We start from the raw sequence: 20,102 nt of genomic DNA, 5'->3' as shown, positions 1-20,102 counted from the left end.
ATCGGTCGATTTTAGGCCAGTTCGGCGGAGTTCCGACAATTTCCCCGCCGTGGTGTGGTTCAATCGGGGGCAATCATTTCAAACCGAACAATTAATCATTCCAATCGTCGCGGTCCCGATGTCGGTTTCTGTTACGCATATCGATGAACGCCTAGATGAACTTGAGCGACTCCGCTGTCAGATGGCACCGGAGGCGTTTCTCAATGCGGTGATCGGCTCACTTTGCGATGTACTCGGGGCTCACAATGTCGTCGCAGTTCATCCGATTAACGACGACTATTTCGTATCCGTTGCCGCGGCACGACACCCTGCACCGATCGCCGATTCCCGATGGGTTGCCTCCCAACTTGGAACGCATCGCGAGCGAAGCTCGAGCCCCGATTCCAACGCGTCGACACGTCGCTGGATCGGCTTGACGAAACGTCAGAATGTCGATCCCGCAGATGGACTATCTCGCACCGGCTGTTCGCTATCTCCTTCGACTTGGCGATACGGTGGGATTGTCATCACGTGGCCCTCACACCGTGACACCGCGATCGAGGGGGCGATGCGTGGCATTATCGAAGCGTTCGCCGAAATCGCATTCGCACACTATCTGGAAACGTTTGTCGAATCGCAAGCATCCCGATCACGTGAGCTTGCGGTCGCTCAGGACCAACTCTTGGATACAGACGACGATGAACAAGCGACTTCGTTACTGGTTGGTTCGCTCAGTTCGCTGCTACCGGCGGATCGGGTCTGTCTACTCTCAATGAATGCGACGGGGGAACCTCGGTTGCTCGCCGTTGGCGGTGTCGATGATCTTGACCGACGTACCGAGGCGGTCAAACGAATCGAAGCGGCGGCGGTTGAGACAACGAAAACCCGTCAACCGAATTTTTCAGTCCAGTCTCGCGATCACTTCGACGACGCGAACGCCCTTGGACCGGCAGGAGACGAATCCCACCAACAACTTAGTCTTTCGATCCCTTGGGACGGGCACCACGTCTTACTACTCCAGTGGGCATCCGAGGCCCGGCTTGCTACCGCCGCAGTTTGGTTGCAAGCGACCTGCCATTCGCTTCAATCCACTTGGCATCAAACGAAAGCTTGGCATCGGGTTCCGAAGTGGTTGCGTAGTTATTTGAAACGCTCCAGCCATCGATCATCATCCAAACCGATGGTGAGATGGGCCACAGGAATCTCAGTGCTCGGTGTCATGGCGATCGTCGCCATGTATCCGATCACGTTTTCAATCATCGGCGAGGGGACGCTCGAGCCGATCGATCAACGTTGGATCTTTGCGTCTCAAGAAGGTTTCGTACGTGAGCTGAAAGTTGCCGACGGGGATCAGGTTCAAACAGGCGACGTAATCGCAATTCTGGAGTCGTCCGAGCTGGAGATCCAAATTTCCGAAGTCGCCGGCCGCATTCGAGAGGTCCAAACGCAGCGACAGGGTATCGAGATTACAATCAATCAACTCGTCCGTTCGGCGATTCCGGATCCCGCACTTGAAAATCGGCTGCAGTCGGAGTTGAAGGAACTCGCCATTCGATTGGACAGCTTGAATGAGCAAGCCGGATTGCTCGAGGCTCAGCGCGAGCTATTGCAAATTGTCAGTCCAATCGACGGTAAGATTATCGGATGGGAGATCGAGCGAAACCTGTTGGATCGCCCGGTGAGTCGTGGCGACGTTTTAATGCGAGTCGCTAACACGAATGCTCCATGGAGAATCGAGTTATTGATTCCCGATCGCGATGCGGGCTATTTGGAACGCTATGCCGATCAAGTGTCGCCCAGGATGGTTGTTGCTGAGTACGCACTCAGATCGGATCCACAAACGAAGCATTCGAGTGAAGTGACATGGGTGTCACCCGAAGTCGTCCATGACCCATCGCAAGGTGCGGTGGTGGAAGTGCATCTTGGCGTCGAACAAGGGGCCCTGCCTCGGTCGTCGCTTGGTGCGACCGTAGATGGTCGCTTGATTTGCGGAACGAAACCGCGGTGGTTTGTCTGGGGACGTCCGATCTGGGAAGCGATTCAGCGTCGGATCTGGTTTTAACATAAAAGGAATTCAAGATGAGCGATCATGATATGAAACGAGTTCACCGCTTCGCTCATCCGGCGGTGTTGTCTCGGCACGTCGGTTCGCGCCGAATTAAATGCGTCGCTTGGTTGTCCGTTGTGATGGTCACTATTGGCTCTACCACGCCGTATGTTTTTGGTGAGGAATCGGAGTTGTCCGGTCGCATCATGATTTCACTGCAGAATGCTATCCTCAAGACGATCGTGACGGTCACTGTTGCGGCCGAAGCCCAAGGTGTCCTCGAGAAGGTGCCGGTTGATATCGGAAGCTCGGTAGTGAACGGCGACCAAATCGCCTCGATCCGCGATGATGATGTTCGTGTTCAACTCGCCCGCGCTGAACTTGAACTCGTCTTGGCACAACAAAAGAACAATAGCGAGATCGATGTACTCGTTACCACCAAGTCAGCCGCCGTTGCGGAGAACGAATACCGCCGGGCAATCGATGCCAATCGCTCCGTGCCCAACACTTATCCTCCCAATGAGATTGATCGACTCAAACTTGTGTTCGAACGTGCGCAATTGGAAGTTCGGCGGGCTCACGAACAGCGTGAACAGTTGACCGTGCAAACTCAATTGGCGAAGAATCATGTCGACGAGATAAGAACGACGCTTCGCCAACACGTAATGGCCGCACCCACCCAAGGCGTTATCGTCTCGGTCGAACACCGGGCGGGTGAATGGGTTGAACCAGGGACGCCGATTGCTACGATCGTCAATCTCGAACGATTGCGAGTGGAAGGCTTCGTGAAAGAAGCCGATGCTGGTCGGATCGCTATTGGTGACACGGCTGAAGTGTTCGTTCAGCAGTCGGAGACGGCCGTAAGAGCGAAAGGAACCGTCATCTTCGTTAGTCCCGACATTAACCCGGTTAGCGATCTTGTTCGGGTGTTCGTTGATGTGGACAATGCCGGCGGGCGCTTGAGGCCGGGGTTGCGAACGACCGTCTCGATTCAAGGCAGCGGAACGTGATCAGCGGGAGTCATTTGGACGATCGACGTCGACCAATGATTCGCCCTTGGTTGCGTTCGGACTTGCAATGGTCTCGCCGCACGCGCAAACAACGCACGCGATGGATGGCACGAGACCCGATTACGCTCAAGTTTTTTTGGTTCGGTGATCGCGAGTATCGTCTACTGAGCCTGTTTAAGGGACAAAAAACGCTTCCTGAAATTCAGGCTGTTTGGCGGGAAAGAAATGCTCTGGATCCTTTGGATGAGCGTGAGCTGGCCCAATTTGTCAGACGTCTGGAATCGCAAGGCATTGTTCAGATTCCCGGTGTGGTTTCGGCTCAACGAACCGAGGATCAATTGCGGCGGAAGCATCGCAGTCGCTGGCTTTCCCTCGTCGGCAGCCCTTTGGCAATGCGGCTTCCATTGTTGGATCCGACTCCACTGCTCGATCGATTCGATGGTTTGCGACGCATCCTGTTTCGACCCGCCCTGCTAATCGTGTCGTTGGTCTTAGTGGCTTTGGTAGGTGCCTTCACAACTGCGGTGATGTCGACTCAATGGTTTGACCGTCGCTTGCTCGAGCAACTATTGGCTGGTGAGGGGGTATTCTATTTTGCGATGGCATTTGTCCTATTGAAATCGCTCCATGAACTGGGACATGCGTTGGCATGTCGTCATTTCGGCGGTGAGTGCCATGAAGTCGGCGTCATGTTGTTGGTCTTGGTTCCTTGCTTGTACTGTGATGTGTCCGACGCATGGAAACTCGAAAGCCGCTTCGCTCGGATCATGATTTCGAGTGCGGGAATGATCGTCGAGTTGATCTGTGCCGCGTTGGCCGCCATTGTTTGGATGATTACGGAACCATCACCGATTCAAAGTGTGGCGTTCTCGATTATGCTGGTCGGCTCGTTGGGAACGGTTCTGATTAATGGGAACCCGCTGCTGCGTTATGACGGTTATTATATCCTCAGTGATTGGGTCGGCATCCCCAACCTCGCTCAACAGAGCCAGGAGGCGGTGCATTCACTCGTTCGTCGTGTGTTCTTTCGATATCAAACTGAAACAACGCATTGGGACGCCGACGCTAGATGGTTGCGAATCTATGGTGTTGCGGCGTGGGCCTATCGGCTTTTGTTGTTGGGTTTGATTTTCGTTGGTCTCTATCAGTGGTTGAATCCGCTCGGTTTGCAGTGGGTACTATTGCCATTGTCGTTCGGCGTGCTGCTCGCCGCCTACGGACGCGTTCATCAGATCATTCGATTCATCCGCCGGGAAAGAAGCGAGCTGCGTCCTTGGATGACTTTGACCGGTTTGGTCGGTTTGGGATTGGTTATTTACTTCTTCTTTTTCGTTCCATTGCCCTCTCGCGTTGTCTGCCGGGGGCTGGTACAGCGATCGCCACGCGAGTCGGTTTACGCACCCGCCGATGCTGCCTTGCTCAAGCCGCTCGACGCGACTGCTGCGACCGGCACCGTTAGCGCGGGAGCATTTTTGGTTCAGCTTGAATCGATTGAGTTGCGACTACAACAGATTCAGCTTTCCGGCGAAGTCGCGGCACTTCGTCAGCGAATCGAGGACCTCGCCGCGAGACAAGTCGATGACTTGGAAGCTGCGAGTCAGCTCGCGACGGCGAGGCAGTCGCTGAAGAAGACTTTACCGCAACTCGAACAGGTCAACGAACGTGTCGACGAGCTGAGCGTTCATGCTCCGCTTTCCGGCATCGTGATGACGGGGGCACGCGAACGGATGACGCCACTCTCGGCTCGCCCGGATGCGACGCCCATTAGTCGACGTGCCATCCAACGCAGCCTTGACCTCCACAATCGCGGGGCGGTCTTTCCGCGAGGAACGCAATTAGCTGTGGTCGCGTCGGATACCACTTGGAACGCCGCAATTTTGGTCAGCGAAGCGGAGTTACCCTGGGTCCGAGTTGGGGCGACGACAAGGTTGCGACTCGATCGCGACTTGAATTCAATCTTCACCGGACGAGTGGAAGCCATTTCCGCCCGACCCTTAGAACAAACTCCCGAACCGCTTCAAAGCGATACCGTGTTGCGTTCGTTGATCGATCCCAGAGGTCGAATTCGGCCCGCGACCCCTCATTATTCGGTCAATGTTGTGGTGGAGCCGACAGCGGTTTGTCCCAGCCACAATGCGATCGTATCGGCTTCGATCGATTCACCACCCCGAATTCTCGCACAACGCGTGCGAGATTTCATGCTGAGGCTATTGCATGGGGACTAGCGATTGGTCGATCAGGGGACCGCCAATACCAGTCCGGTCGTGAACAAAGCTTGGGCCCCCGCACCACGCCACGACCATGGCCGGCGATGCAGATAATGCGGTGTGCAGTCGCCCGGACGATAATGTCCCAACGAATACTCAGTGGAACCTGGGCACTGATCGCCCATCTTATAGGGCAATAGTGGGATGGTCGTGAAGAAATGCGCTGCCGATAACGCCGGCTGGAGACAAGGATGAACGCCTGTCCCATATCGCTCTAGGTTGACTTGTTCAAAATACAACGGGTGGTGATAAGTTCCCGGCGTCATCCAGGTGTAGCTTGCCGGGAAAGCACTTCCCAGGGTCGGAGTTGTCGCTAGGTCCCCACGTGCTTGGACGTCCGTCAAACTGACCGCGTCACGGTATGCCGAGTGGATTGAGAGTCGAGCGAACAAGTCCGTTGGCTCAGCGAGACCACTCAAGATTTCGTCGGAACTCAGCAGCGAGGGTTCGTTCGTGTGGCGATTACCCGCCTCGTCGCTCCATGTATTGGCCGCGAAGACGCCATTGACCGTCGCGACGGTGATCCAAAGCAAGCACCAGGGAACGAAATGCTTCACCGAGCATCTGATTGATACAATTGTCATGATTGTCACCCCCAACCGGGCTTCCTCTGTAGGGGAGGTTATTGATCGGCCAATTTAGGCCGTATTCCAATTTCATACTTTCGCCTTCGGCAAGTTGGAATAAGCTGAATCAGCGATTTTTTGCGTGAATGCCGTTAGTTCGGTCTTATTCTGTTCACAGTACTGATTGAGCTTAGAATGCGTGCACTGCTGAAAAAACTGCGGAAACGGATCGAGCGGCGTAATCGCATCGCTCATGCTTGCCGAACGCCTTCTCGTCGGCAGTCGCTATCCCCACTCGCTTTTCGGGTGCTCGAGCCTCGTCGAGTGCTGAATGCCAGTTTTGAACTGGCCGGTGTGGCAGACTTGCTGCTGGCCGATTTTGATAACGCGAATCTCGAAATTGCCGAAACCGCTGACGGCAACGAGTATCGGTTCACGCTCGATAGCGGAATCTGGTCGGGAACCGACGGAGTTTCGGTTTCCGGCAGCGGTACCAATTTGCTGTCGGTGTTGTCACCGAGTCTTCAGTCCATCTCGATCGATGATGCTGACTCAGGTGCGGATCTTGTTGTCGACATCATGGACCTGGATTTTCATGGCGATGTGGTCGTTAGCGGTGGAGTACTGCAGGGAACCAACGGCACGATCACGGGAACGGTGACGATTCAATCGGGCAGCCATTTCTCACCTGGGGACGGTCCCGGAGTAGTCACTACCGGTAACCTCGTGCTCAATAGTGGTTCGACGTTCACGGTAGAAGTTGACGATAACAATAACGCAGTATTGACGGACGCATCCCGGGGAGGCGTTGCGGGCACGGACTACGACCAAGTCCAAGTGAACGGAACGGTCGTCATCGCCTCCGACGTGACGCTCGACCTGCAAGATATCGGCTCGACCGAGAACAATCCACGCGATGTCTACACCATCATTGACAACGATGGATCGACCGACCTGGTGACGGGTAGGTTCCACGGATTGGAAGACGGGGCTGTCGTCGCCGCGGCGGGCGGAATCCAATATCAAATTCATTACAACGGCGGTGACGGCAATGATGTCGTGCTGATCGGACTTGCCGCAGCACAGCCTGATGTTTATGTATCCAACAGCTTCACTCAAACGCCCGGTTCTCTGATCGCGGATGTCGATTTCACAACGCCAGGCAACCAAGCTGGTATCGCCGGCGTGGACGGTTTTTTGACGATAGCCGAAGGAATCGAATCGGTCGATTCCGGTGGAACGGTGCATGTCGATTCTGGGACTTTCGTTCATTCGGGGACTCTGCTGATCGATCGGTCCGTGACCATTGACGGGCAGGGATTGGATCAAACCCAAATCAGAAGCGCCGGAGCGCCGGGCAATCGGTTTGCCGAAGCGATCAGAATCACTGCTGCCGACGTCACGATCAGCGACGCCCAATTGGGTTGGGAGAATTTCACCAGCAACGACTATTCGGGGTACGTTGTTATCACGACCACCGCTAACACGACGATCAATCGCGTGCAGTTCGGTGAGACCTTCGGGCACGATCCGTCGCTCGATGAAGGCTATCGCAGCGCGATCGTCTTTGAACAGAATGCAGACGGATTGGAAGTCTCCGATTCTATTTTCGAAGGCCGTTGGGGACGTGCGGCCATTCGTGACGGTGAACACGGAAGCGGCGAGAACTTCCTGATCACTCGCAACGAGTTCCGCGAAGACCACTTCCGTTGGGGACCCATCGCGATCGGTCCTCAAGGCGATTCGGGGGCGCCCAACAACTTCGCGTTCAGTGGTGAAATCTCGTTCAATTATTTCGCCAATGGTTTAGACCCGATCGATTTCCAGTCCGGCGGCGACCAAAACTACACGATCACGATTACGAACGCGGGGCTTACCCTCGACGGACTGGTCATCGATCACAACACGTTCGACTGGGACGACACGAATGTCCAAAACCAAAACGGAGTCTTCGCTCAACCAGCCGCCATTTACATCACGCCGTCCTACACCGCCAACACCGATCAAATCCTGATTCAGGATAATATCTTCAACGGTTATTCTTATGGAGGTCCTCAACCGGGAGCAACAGATCCAGCTTGGATACCGACCGGTGGCGTCTTTGATGGAGCACTCGATTTCGACGGAGTGGACGACTTCGGAGTGTTGCAAGACCCATTGATTGACATCGGTTCTGCCGGCACGATCGCGTTTTGGATCAACCCGGAAGATGTCGGCGGTCAACGACATTCACTCTTCAATGGCGGCGGTGTCGAAGTCACTCTCCGAAACGGGGCAATCTACTTCTATCCGGATAGCAGTGAAGGTAGCTCGCTCACCTATTCCTCGACGGGCTCTTTTACGGCCGACACATGGACACACGTTGCCGTTAGCTGGGACTTTGCCACCCAGTCCACCGCCATCTATCTTAACGGCGTTGAAGCGTCGTATTTGGGGGCCTTCACACCGGCGAATTCGTCTTGGTCAACCGCAGCAAACACCGCCGATCAACTGATTCGTGTGGGATCGGATCCGGCTAACCCTGACCGGATTTATCCGGGCAAGATGGATGACATCGGCATCTTCAACGAGGCGCTCACCGCGTCGGAAATCATGTCGATCAAGGAAAGCGGAGTGAGTGCCTATACCGGTGCCAACCTGCTCGCTCACTGGGACTTTGATCAGATATCCGGAAACGTTGCCGTCGATAACCAAAATGGCATTCCACTGCACCTGACGACCGAGGGCATTGTCCCGTTCGGTCCCGAGTACCAAGCCTCCCAGGGCGTCTTTGGCGGGGCATTATCGTTTGACGGAGCGGATGACTTCGCGACCTTCCAGGATCCCACTTTCGATGTCGGCGAAGGCGGAACGTTGAACTTCTGGGTGCAGATGGACAATACGGGGACGCGCAACCAGTTTTTCGAAGGCCCTGAGAATTCAGGCTTTGAGATGCAATATCGCACCAACGGTGGCGGGCAGCTTTATGGACGGACTACCGGCAACGGCGATTTTGTCATTCGCAGTGGAGGTGATGGAACAACGTTGAATTCTGGTTGGCATAACATTCAGTACACATGGGACTTTTCATCCTCCGAGATGCGGGTCTATCTGAACGGCATCGAGTCGACGTACCTCAACAATTTTAGCCCCGGCGATCTTAATTGGACTTCCATAACGGACACGGTCAATGGACTGATGAATGTCGGACGTGATCCGGGAAGCGGCCGCTTTTTTGACGGGTTAATGGATGACATTGCTTGGTACGATTCAGCACTCTCTACTACAGAACTGCTCGATATCCGCAACAATGGTGTCAGCGCTCACACGGACCTCGTCGCCCACTGGGGATTTGATTTAGCCCCAACGATAGAGAACACGTATCTCGGCGATAGCGGCACCAGCATAGAACTGTTCTTGCAACAACTTCCACCTTTGCCTCCCGTAACAGGATACAGCGTCGTTACACCAAGCAACGCCGCTGTCTTAAACAACGCCTTCTTCAACGGTGCAGCTGGCACTTACGCCGATTCCAATCAAACGCTCGACCCCAGCAACATCACCGGTTCTACCGCCAATCCATTCTTCGCCGGAGATGACCCGAACATCCCATTCGTTGGCGATTCACTGGAGGAGTTCTATCAATTGCGATTCGGCTCGTCGGCTGGTTATCAGTCCACCGAGTATCAAGGCGACATCACGACGAGCATTCCGCATATCGGCGCCAATCAGGAAGAACTCAATTCGTTCGGAACCGAAGACGTTTTGGTGACCGGAACCGATGAAGATGACCTGTTGATGGTTACATTTACCAGTGACAACGATGGTTATTTCACGCTAACGCGAAACGTCACCGGCGTCGCTCCGGACTTTGTTGGAACGTTTCATTTTACCGACGTCGATTCATTCACGTTCGAAGGGTACGGCGGCGACGACGTCTTCATTATCGTGCAGCCGACCGAGACTCAAGGAGGGCACTTCAGTCTTATCAATGGCATCACCTTCAATGGTGGCATTCAGAACGGGAATGGCAATGCGCTCGAAAGCGATGGAATCAACGGCGGGGACACGTTGGTCTTGCTGAAATCAGAGGCCGACCAACCTGTTGTGGATTCGGTCGTTTATGCGTTGGGCGTAGCCGATCCGATCAAGGGGCACAATGGAACGATCACGCTTGTCGATGGTCTTCTATCGACAGTGATCACATTCTCGGGCGTCGAGCCGATTCGCGATGAACTGAGTGTTGATCAGCGATCGTTCTTGTACTCCTCGACCGAAAACGGCGGGGACGAAACGATTGAGGTGACCGCTCCCGGTGACTTCGTTGGAATGATTTCCACCGACTTCATGGGCAATGAGATCAAGCCGGACGTCGCGTTCGGCGCGGTTGATAACCTGATCCAATCTTCGCTCGGACCGGATATCAGTTTTGCTAACTCCAATACGCGGCTAGCGATTAACGCCGGCGTTGGAGATGATGTCGTCAACATCAATTCGATCGACGCGGAATTTCGATCGGCGATCTTTATTGACGGAGACACCGGTAACGATTCAGTGAACCTGAACACTGATCTAACGCTGGGGGACCACGTGCTCGGAAATTCAGGTGATCTCTTGGTCACCGCAGAATCGATCGTTGTCGAAGGCATCGCGATCGATACGACCGCTGCGACGACGAGCGGCCAAACCGGTAACGTTACCTTCAACGCTGGCCGTACCATCATTCTCAATCCTGGGAGTTCGATCACAACTCAGGACGGCGAGATCCAATTCGACGCCGGAAATTCACCACTGGCCAACGACAATTTTGGGGCGATCCGGTTCTTTAACGCAATGTTGTCAACCACAGGCAGCGGTGATATCTCCGTTGTGGGAATCGGTACCAGCGACGCAACGACATCGGGTAATTTTGGCGTACTGGTAAACAGGAGCACGGTTCAGGCCAGTGGGTCGGGAAATGTCTCGATCGCCGGGACCGGCGGAGAAGGAGATAACTTCAACCGCGGAATTTTCGTTGTCGGTGAGTCCGCCCGGATTACAGCTGGAACAGGTGGTTTGAACCTTGTTGGCACGGGAGGCTCCAACGGCCAGGATGCTTCGTCTATCAACTCGAGTGACAATAATCAGGGAGTGCTCTTGTCCGACGGCGCGGAGGTCTTCGCGAGCGGAGCAGTCGTTATCACGGGCACTGGCGGAGACGGCGGTTCCGGTAACAGCGGCGTTGTGGTCGCGTCGACAGCACTTGGTGACACGGCGGTTCGTTCCCATGGTGGTGGCATCACCATCGCGGGAGTAGGTCGCGGTTCCGGTGATTCGAATACTGGGGTCCTTCTCACCGGTGCCGCGGGTGGCATGATTAGCGACACTGGCGACGGAACCATCGTGATCGTTGGTCAAGGCGAAGGCAGTGGAATGTCGGTTGACGGTGTGCTGGTCTCAAGGAATAGCCGAATCGAAACGTCAGGGAGTCTGTTCGTTACGGTGACCGATTCGGATATCCGCCAACTCGGAGTCCCCGGCGACGCCAAGTTCATCGCCAATGAACTGACCATCCGAGCCAACGGAGCGGATGCGGATTTTGGTGTCGTGCCGTTCGAGATCGACGCCAATGTGCTTGCGTTGGAAGTCGGAGGAGTCGCGAGATTCGAAAACACTAGTGGGCTCGTCATCGGAGACACGTCAAGCCGTGGCGGTGGCGTCGGGTTGAGTGCCTCCTCGGTTACGAACGAAGTCTTGGGTATCGTAAATGGGTCGCTCACAATCAGTCACAACGTGACGACTTCTGATTCAATTGTCCTTCGAGCAAATGAAGCAGCGGCAGCCGATGACAATTTAACTGTCGACGCGGCGGTAACGGTCCGAGCAACTGCTGGTGATATCACGCTTGAAGCAGGCGACAGTCTCAGGTTACAGAGCGGTTCGATCATCGAGGCCGTCGCGGGCAACTTGATACTTGATTCAGGATTCAACGATGATGACGACATCGGAGAAATGACGCTCGATGGCGCTATCACCGCCAACACGACTTTTGGCATCATACGACTCGATCTCAATGGTGAAGGCGCGGCAACCCAAGCGGCCACCGGAAACATCGTTGGCAATTCGCTGGAGTTGATTAGCGAAGCGGCAGCAGGATCATTCATGCTGGACCAGAGCGTCAGCAACGATGTCGACGTGATCGCTGCGTTCACCGATGGAGCGATTGCTTATCGTGACGCTGATACACTGACGGTAGGAACCGTCAACGCATCCAACGGCATCATAACGACGGACGATGACGTGACGTTATGCGTCCTCAATGACGATCTCGATCTGCGAGCAAGCATCTCTGCAGGAGCCGCAAGCGTTCGTCTTCAGGCAGAAAGTACCGACGGCGAGATCTTTCAAAAAGAAACCTCGGGTGCGATCCACGCAAATGCCCTTGGTGTCCGATCGGGCTCGGGCGGAATTGCACTCTCATCGACCACCAATGATATCAATATCTTCGCTGCGCACTCAATCGGGGCGATTCATTTCATCAACGACGGAGGCTTCACAGTTGACGCCATCACGGCGGGAAGTTGTTTCGCGGAAACGACCGGAGTTACCGCCACTACTGGCGATGTAAACCTGCATGCGTTCTCAGGAAACGTCACAACGAACGAGATCATTCGGACGACCAGCGGCGACATTGTCGTTGATGTTGACAGCGGAACACTTGAAACGAACGGTGTCGTCAGTTCCACCAGCGGCAATATCGACCTTACAGCAGACGTGGTCCACCAGAACGCAGACATCGTCACGGGAGATTCCGACGGAGCTGGTACCATCGTCATAACGGCCGACAACGGCAGCATCTCGATGGCCGACGGAACCACCACCGGCAGTGGCTCCGGCTTAATCACGCTCGTAGCGACCGATAGTATCGCCGTTAGCATCGTCAGCAGCACGTCGGGCGACGCCCGCCTGACCGCCGATTCGAACGGTAATGATTCGGGATCCATCACGGACAACCTCACGATGTTCGTTGCGGGCGAGGAGGTAGCGAACATCACCGTCGACGAACTTGCGTTGAGGGCGGGGAGCGGCATTGGCTCCGTCGATGACATTGACTTGAACGTCAACACCCTCGCGACCGTCACTAAATCCGGCAGCATCCGATTGCACGACGTCGACGGCAGCGGCGTCACCGTCGGCACGTTTGACTTGCTGTCGGGCATCGCCATCACTGATGCGAATGATGATGTCACCGGTGGTGACCACATCACACTGCGATCGGCAGGCGCCCTCGTCGTCAACGAAGACGTCATCAATCTTGACGCGGGCAATGTTCTGTTGAGCGCCGAGAACGTTGGTTCCGACATCACAGCCAACGCCGACGTCCGCAGCGCCGGGGGCCACGTCACTTTAATGTCCGCTGACGCGATTGAACTCACGGCAACCGTTTCAGTCGACACGACCGGCACCGGCACCATTCACGTTGATGCGGGTACCGGTGCATTTACCATGGCCGCCGATGCCGTGCTGAGGGCAACCGACGGAGATATCCACGCCGATGCGGGGGGCAACGTGACATTGGGACGAATCACCACCAACGCCAATGTTGCCCTTACTAGCGATCTCGCATCGATCCTCGATGCGGATACTGCCGGTGATTCCGCACCGGATATCATCGCCAACAGTTTGCGGCTGAACGCCGCGATCGGAGCCGGTGAGGCGGGCAACCATTTGGAAACGACGATAAATTCTGTCTCGGGGCGAACCTCCATTGGTGGCCTCTTTCTTCGCGAAACCGACGCGATCACGGTGACTGACGTTGCTGCGACCACGCAGAAAGTCAACTCCGATAGCAGCCTGACGACGATCGACGATGCAGCGCAAAGCGATCTCGTCGCCACCAACGGTTCAATCGTCCTGACGACGGCTAGTGGCAACATTACCTTGAACGACGGTGCCACCGGCGTAGGTTCCACCGACGGCAACAGCGTTGTCGCTACCGGAGCGGCAAACATCCGTATCGCAGCCGATGAAGCGACGACAGATATTATCACCAACGCGGACATCAACGGCGGTACCGGTAGTGTTCATCTTTCCGCCGGAAACGATATCACGATCAACGACGATCTGTTCACCACTGAAACCGGCTCCGTTCTCGTCGAAGCGGTCCATGGCTCCGTCTTGCTCAACGACACCACCGATGCCAATGAAACCGGCATTTCGACGGATAATGGCGATATCTTGATCGTGGCGGCTAACGATGTGACTTTGAACGCTGACCTAACGAGTACATCCGGGGATATTGGTATCGATTCTGGTATCGATATTAGCCAAACGTCCGCCACCATCACAGCGGACATCACGACGGGTGGTAGCGTTTCAATGAAAGCCGGCGATAACATCACCATGGCGGCTGGTACATCCATTGACGCAGGAACCGACGTCATCGCGACCGCCGCAAGCGGTAAACTTCGGCTCGGGCTGATTGATGCGACGAATGTATCGTTGGTTGCTAGTTCCGATAGCGTACTCGACAACAACGATGCTGGAGGACCGACCACCAATGTTCGAGCGACCAATCTTATCATCTTTGCGGGAGACTCCATCGGCGACAACGCTGGCAACCTGGGACTTGCGACCAACGCAAATGCGATCGACACGGAAGTCACCAACCTCGCCGCTTCATCCGCCAGCGGAATCTACCTACAAGAACTGGCCGACGGGGATTCGATTACGGTCGACAGCGTGGCCTCAGTGACGGTCGAAATCGATGCAAATCGCATCTTCAACGATGCGACATCTGCCAACGTCAACTTCGATCATTCGGTCAACGAACTGGAAGACCTACACACGACGAGCGTCAATGGTCCGATCAAGCTGGTCACCGAGAACGGCAGGATCACGATCAACGGTGGTGCGGACATTGCAGGTGTCCGTGCTAACGGAACCGGCGATGTGTTGTTGGAAGCACGGGGCACCAGCAGTGACGTGATCGTCAATGCCAGCATCACCAGCGGCACGGGGCACATCACGCTCGATGCCGACCGAAGCGTTGAAGTCAGCGAGAGAGTGACCACTTCGGGCAGCGGCACGATCTACATGCTTGCGGGAACCGACATCGATCTCGATTCGTCCGTCACGAGCCTCAACGGGGATATCCTGATCGAAGCCGGTGATGACATTCGCCAAACGGCACTTATCAGTAGCACGGCAGGCGACATCGGCCTGATCGCGGCCCAGAACGTCACCCAGTCGAACAGCGGAGACATCACTACAACCACCGGCGACGTGTTAGTCCAAGCGAGCGCAGGCAATTGGACGATGAACGGGGACACCACGATCACCTCTGGGGGACAAGATGTACTCGGCCTGGCGGGCAACAGTATGACGCTCGGTGTGATCAGTGTCACCAATGCGACCGCTAACCGGATCGCACTGCAAGCCGGCGGGAGCATCACGGATGCCAACGCCGGGTCGATCAATATTCAAGAAACAATCGGGGCAGCCTCAACATCGTTGTCCTTGCGAGCCGGAACCATCATCGGTGGCGCAAGTGGCACGACATCGTCCACGAACAACTTCGCGATCGACTTGAATGTCGACACGGTGGCAGCCTTATCCGCCAGCGGCATCTATTTGCGAGAACTAGCTGCTGGAGGATCCATTATGGTCGATGCAGCGTCGGCGGTGAGCATTGACATTGAAGGTGTGCGTCGCAGCGACTTCGATAGCGGAACAACGGATGTGAGCGAAGCACGCAGTCTGGCTGTACTGGAGGATTTGACGACAAGCGTCAACGGTCCGATCAAGCTGGTCACCGAGAACGGCAGGATCACGATCAACGGTGGTGCGGACACTGCAGGTGTCCGTGCTAACGGAACCGGCGATGTGTTGTTGGAAGCACGGGGCACCAGCAGTGACGTGATCGTCAATGCCAGCATCACCAGCGGCACGGGGCACATCACGCTCGATGCCGACCGAAGCGTTGAAGTCAGCGAGAGAGTGACCACTTCGGGCAGCGGCACGATCTACATGGTTGCGGGAACCGACATCGATCTCGATTCGTCCGTCACGAGCCTCAACGGGGATATCCTGATCGAAGCCGGTGAGGACATTCGCCAAACGGCACTCATCAGTAGCACCGCAGGCGAAGTTGGCCTGATCGCGGCCCAGAACGTTACCCAGTCGAACAGCGGAGACATCACCACAACCACCGGCGACGTGTTAGTCCAAGCGAGCGCAGGCAATTGGACGATGAACGGGGACACCACGATCACCTCTGGGGGACAAGATGTACTCGGCCTGGCGGGCAACAGTATCACGCTCGGTGTGATCAGTGTCACCAATGCGACCGCTAACCGGATCGCACTGCAAGCCGGCGGGAGCATCACGGATGCCAACGCCGGGTCAATCAATATTCAAGAAACAATCGGGGCAGCCTCAACATCGTTGTCCTTGCGAGCCGGAACCATCATCGGTGGCGCAAGTGGAACGACATCGTCCACGAACAACCTCGCGATGGACTTGAATGTCGACACGGTGGCAGCCTTATCCGCCAGCGGCATCTATTTGCGAGAACTAGCTGCTGGAGGATCCATTATGGTCGATACAGCGTCGGCGGTGAGCATTGACATTGAAGGTGTGCGTCGCAGCGACTTCGATAGCGGAACAACGGATGTGAGCGAAGCACGCAGTCTGGCTGTACTGGAAGATTTGACGACAAGCGTCAATGGTCCGATCAAGCTGGTCACCGAGAACGGCAGGATCACGATCAACGGTGGAACCGATGGAATCGGCGTCAACGTAGTTGGCGCTGGCGATTTGCTTTTCGAGGCGCGAGGTTTTTCCAGTGATGTCATCACCAATGCAAATGTTCAAACCGGCTCTGGTCATGTCACTCTGTTCGCTAACGACGATATTTTTCAGAACGCAGATGTGTCGACGTCGGGCGATGGCACTATTTTCATTTCGGCATTCAATCAGACTGTCGAAGGGGTCGGAAACGATGGTGTGATCATGTCGCCAGTCGCTGACACGGACACAGATGGTGGAAACGTTTTCATACGTGCCACCAACGAGAGCGATATTCTGCTTGGTTGGATCAACGCCGGATCCGCCGATGTGCGTTTGGACGCTCAGCGAGACATCCTTGATAACAATGCTTCGATAACCAATGTGACTTCTCGAAACCTTGTTGCAGTTGCGGATTCCGATGGTGATTCCGTTGGCCAAATCGGGAATGTGACGTCTGGCAACAACGTGTCGGTTGCCGACGCAAGGTCCATCGATGCGGATGTTGATTCGGTTGCGGCCAGTAGTGCGACCGGGATCTTTGTTTGGGAAATGAATTCGCTGACTGTATCGCGTATCGACTTCGCGGGCGTCGCACGTGCCAATTTTGACAGTGCTCCTTCGGTGGGCGTAGCTGGCTCGACTCTCGCCGGGTTAGTAACCACCAATGCCGGAGACATTCTGGTTGATTCCCAAGGTAGCCTATCGATCAGCCAAGCAATCCATGCTGGCGTCGCGGATGTTCGGTTGATTGCCGATGGAAACGTGACCCAGAGCTCCGAAGGTGTGATCACAGCGAACGAATTTGGAGTGCGACAGGAGACGGCGTCTGGTGATATACAGTTGGGTTTCGCAAATAACGTCGATAAGTTGACCGCATTTACCGCCGATCCAGGTGGAGCCATCTCGTTCCGAACCACACGCGATCTGATGATTGTCGAAGTCCCTTCGCAGTCGAATAGCGAAACCACTTTTGACACGACCAACGGACTGACCGCGAACACATTGAACCTAGTCGTCGACGGTACGGTTACCAATGCGGCGGATATCCGCATCAGCATTGCCGACCAAGCGATCATCAATTCGGAAAGCCATGCGATCAGTCTTGGTAACCAAGTCGGCGATCGCGTTGACTTTGGGCGACTTGATGTTAGTGGTTCTGATGTGATCATCGTCGAAGACAGCAGTACTCAGCTTACCCACGTCCAAGCGGCGTCCCTGCATCTGACCAGCGGTGGCAGCATCTCCGACGTAAACCCGCTCGGGGCCACCATTGAAGTCCGTGGTCAAACGGAAATGATAGGAACAAATATCTCGCTAGCCGATCAAGCCAACGATGTGCTGCGAATGCTGGGCGACGTCCGAATGATCGCCACGACAGACGACGTGAGCATCGCACGCCCAGGATTTGTCGAACTTGGAGTTGTCGTTGAAGTGACCGGCGTGAACGTGAGCATCAATGAGAATACCGCCATGCTGCTGCATACCGTGATCGCCGACGAGACATTGAACTTGTTTAGTGAAACCAGTGTTGAAAATCTTGTTCCAGCCAGTGTTTCCTCGGCATCTGGATTGATCGCACAATCCGCCAATCTCACATCGGACGGGTTCATTCACCTAGCCGAAACTCGATTCGATCGACTGTCCGGGGGCGTGAAAGCGAATGCTTCCATCGAAGCCGATTCTCGACTCACCCTGAACCGGACTGCCGACGAAACTGGTACCCAAGTGTTGGGAGCTTTGAATCAGAATATTGAACCGAGCGTCAATGTTTCACCAAATTTCATTAGTGGCGAAACACTCGGACAAATCACCGACGATTTTTCCTTCATCGAGTTCCAGGGTGGCCGATACGGCCTATATCTTACCAATCAAACCTCGCTTGATGTCGATGAGTACGTCGGTGCTGGCGATGCAGTCAACCTCTACATTGAGACCGCTGACGGGCATAATCTCACTATATCGAATCGCGTCTCAATTCAGAACCATACCCCTGAACATGGTTCCATGACGCTCATCGCGGGCGATGAACTTGTTCTTGTCGGGAGTTTCGAAACGTACGATGCAAGCTTGAGCCCAGCGGACGCTCAACGCGTGTTGCAAACAAGTTTGATCATCGATGCGTTCGATGCTAACGAAGGCCCGGCAGGGTTCGAGTCGACGGAATCGGTTCTCCTTTCGATCGCCACATCGGTTGATACCAAAGATCTCGCAATCAATTCGGGCGCACAGAATGTTTTACAACGAGTCTCGACCCAGATCGGCATCGCCGATGAAGCGGGGTTCTTGACGATTGTCCGATATGCTGATGGCTTGAGCCAATTGTTCGAAACCTTTTCCGAAGCCGACGCTTCGACACTCAACGGTGTCGGTGTGAAGGGACCCAACGCGGTATTTGAGGGAGCCATCCCAGCTCACGCCGTGGGCTCGTCCGACGCGGTGGTCTTTGAGCGTGCTATCCCGTTCACCTCAACTTTCCTGAATACATTTGTCGAGCTCCCGACTACGCTTGTTGCTCGTCGGTCCACTGACTTCTTTTTGTTTGAAGCCGGCGGTCGGGCGGACTTGAATAGCGTTTCAGTCGATTTAAATAGCGCGACCGACGAGATCTTCGGAGTGCTATCCAACGCCGTCCCACCCACATTCTCGATGCCGACGGAGATTGTGATCGGTGACGCGTTTTTCGTTCAAACAAGATCGGTATCGGACATCTCGATGAACCCGACGACGCTTCTGTCAACCGACGACGAGATCCCCGTTTCATTTGAGAAGTCCAAAGAGGTAGCCGTGTTTGCGGTCGGATTCGACGACAAGAACGAAAACGGTCAGCCTGAAGATTCTGAGATCCCAACACGGCGGCTGATTCTCGAAACTGAACCGTTAGCTGATTCAACCGACAAGGGTTTAGAGCTACGCAACGTACCCGAGCTGCGAGCCGGACAGCGCGTATTGAGCAGTCGAGATGTGCTCGGGACCGAAACCCCGTCCCCGAGTGATGTTGAGGCATTGATGAGAGAGTATCGCAGCGACCCGATGCGTTCCGCCGGTGTTTATGTGATTGTTGAGTCGGATCCTCAAACTGGCGAGAGCATACTGCGAGTGTTCACGGTTCGCGATTTCGAATCACGCGACGTAGGCGATGTGTCTTTTGCTCAGCCGAATCCATCGAGCAATGTTGACAGCGAAACGGAGGAACGCAATTTGCCGCCTGGCGGTGAAGGTGCCGGTGACTCAGACACAAAAGAAGAAGCTAAATCCGATGACGATTCGGCCGTCGTTGAATCGGGTGTCGGAACGGTTCTGCTAGCGACTTCTGTTCGGCGTCGCAAACGCATCCATCAACAAACCAGCCAACGCGGTTCATCACATGCGGCAGAGGAAACACAGGCGGGAAGAAATTTTGATCGGCGTCAGCGCCGTTGGCGTCGGTTAGATGCCCGCCATCAGAACAATACAACGCGTCATGAGGGAGACGTCCAATGAGCTA

General features: G+C 55.1%; 5 protein-coding genes. 4 read left to right on the top strand and 1 reads right to left on the bottom strand.

The features are described from left to right. The first annotated feature begins 118 nt into the window (after positions 1-118). The 3 genes from Pla100_RS02610 to Pla100_RS02600 are packed head-to-tail and all read left to right on the top strand — an operon-like array spanning position 119 to position 5,261. Positions 119-2,041, top strand: a complete 1,923-nt coding sequence (locus Pla100_RS02610; RefSeq protein ID WP_146576093.1) for an efflux RND transporter periplasmic adaptor subunit — start codon at positions 119-121, stop codon at positions 2,039-2,041. Positions 2,042-2,058: 17 nt separating this feature from the next. Next, positions 2,059-3,036, top strand: a complete 978-nt coding sequence (locus tag Pla100_RS02605) for an efflux RND transporter periplasmic adaptor subunit (protein ID WP_146576092.1) — start codon at positions 2,059-2,061, stop codon at positions 3,034-3,036. Between the two features lie 35 nt (positions 3,037-3,071). Further along, the gene (locus tag Pla100_RS02600; RefSeq protein WP_146576091.1) at positions 3,072-5,261 is read left to right on the top strand and encodes a site-2 protease family protein; all 2,190 of its coding nucleotides are present in this window, start codon (positions 3,072-3,074) and stop codon (positions 5,259-5,261) included. 11 nt (positions 5,262-5,272) lie between these two features. On the opposite strand, the gene Pla100_RS02595 is transcribed toward Pla100_RS02600, so the two are convergent. Further along, complete coding sequence (locus Pla100_RS02595; protein WP_146576090.1) at positions 5,273-5,860, bottom strand: hypothetical protein; 588 nt, start codon at positions 5,858-5,860, stop codon at positions 5,273-5,275. A gap of 204 nt (positions 5,861-6,064) precedes the next feature. On the opposite strand from Pla100_RS02595, the gene Pla100_RS02590 reads away from it, so the two are divergent. Then, positions 6,065-20,098: a LamG-like jellyroll fold domain-containing protein gene (locus tag Pla100_RS02590; RefSeq protein ID WP_146576089.1), complete on the top strand. Its 14,034-nt coding sequence runs from the start codon at positions 6,065-6,067 to the stop codon at positions 20,096-20,098. The last annotated feature ends 4 nt before the right edge of the window (positions 20,099-20,102 follow it).

The sequence above is a fragment of the Neorhodopirellula pilleata genome (assembly GCF_007859915.1).
Classification (GTDB): Bacteria; Planctomycetota; Planctomycetia; order Pirellulales; family Pirellulaceae; genus Rhodopirellula; species Rhodopirellula pilleata.
This window is presented reverse-complemented; position numbering and strand designations above follow the sequence as displayed.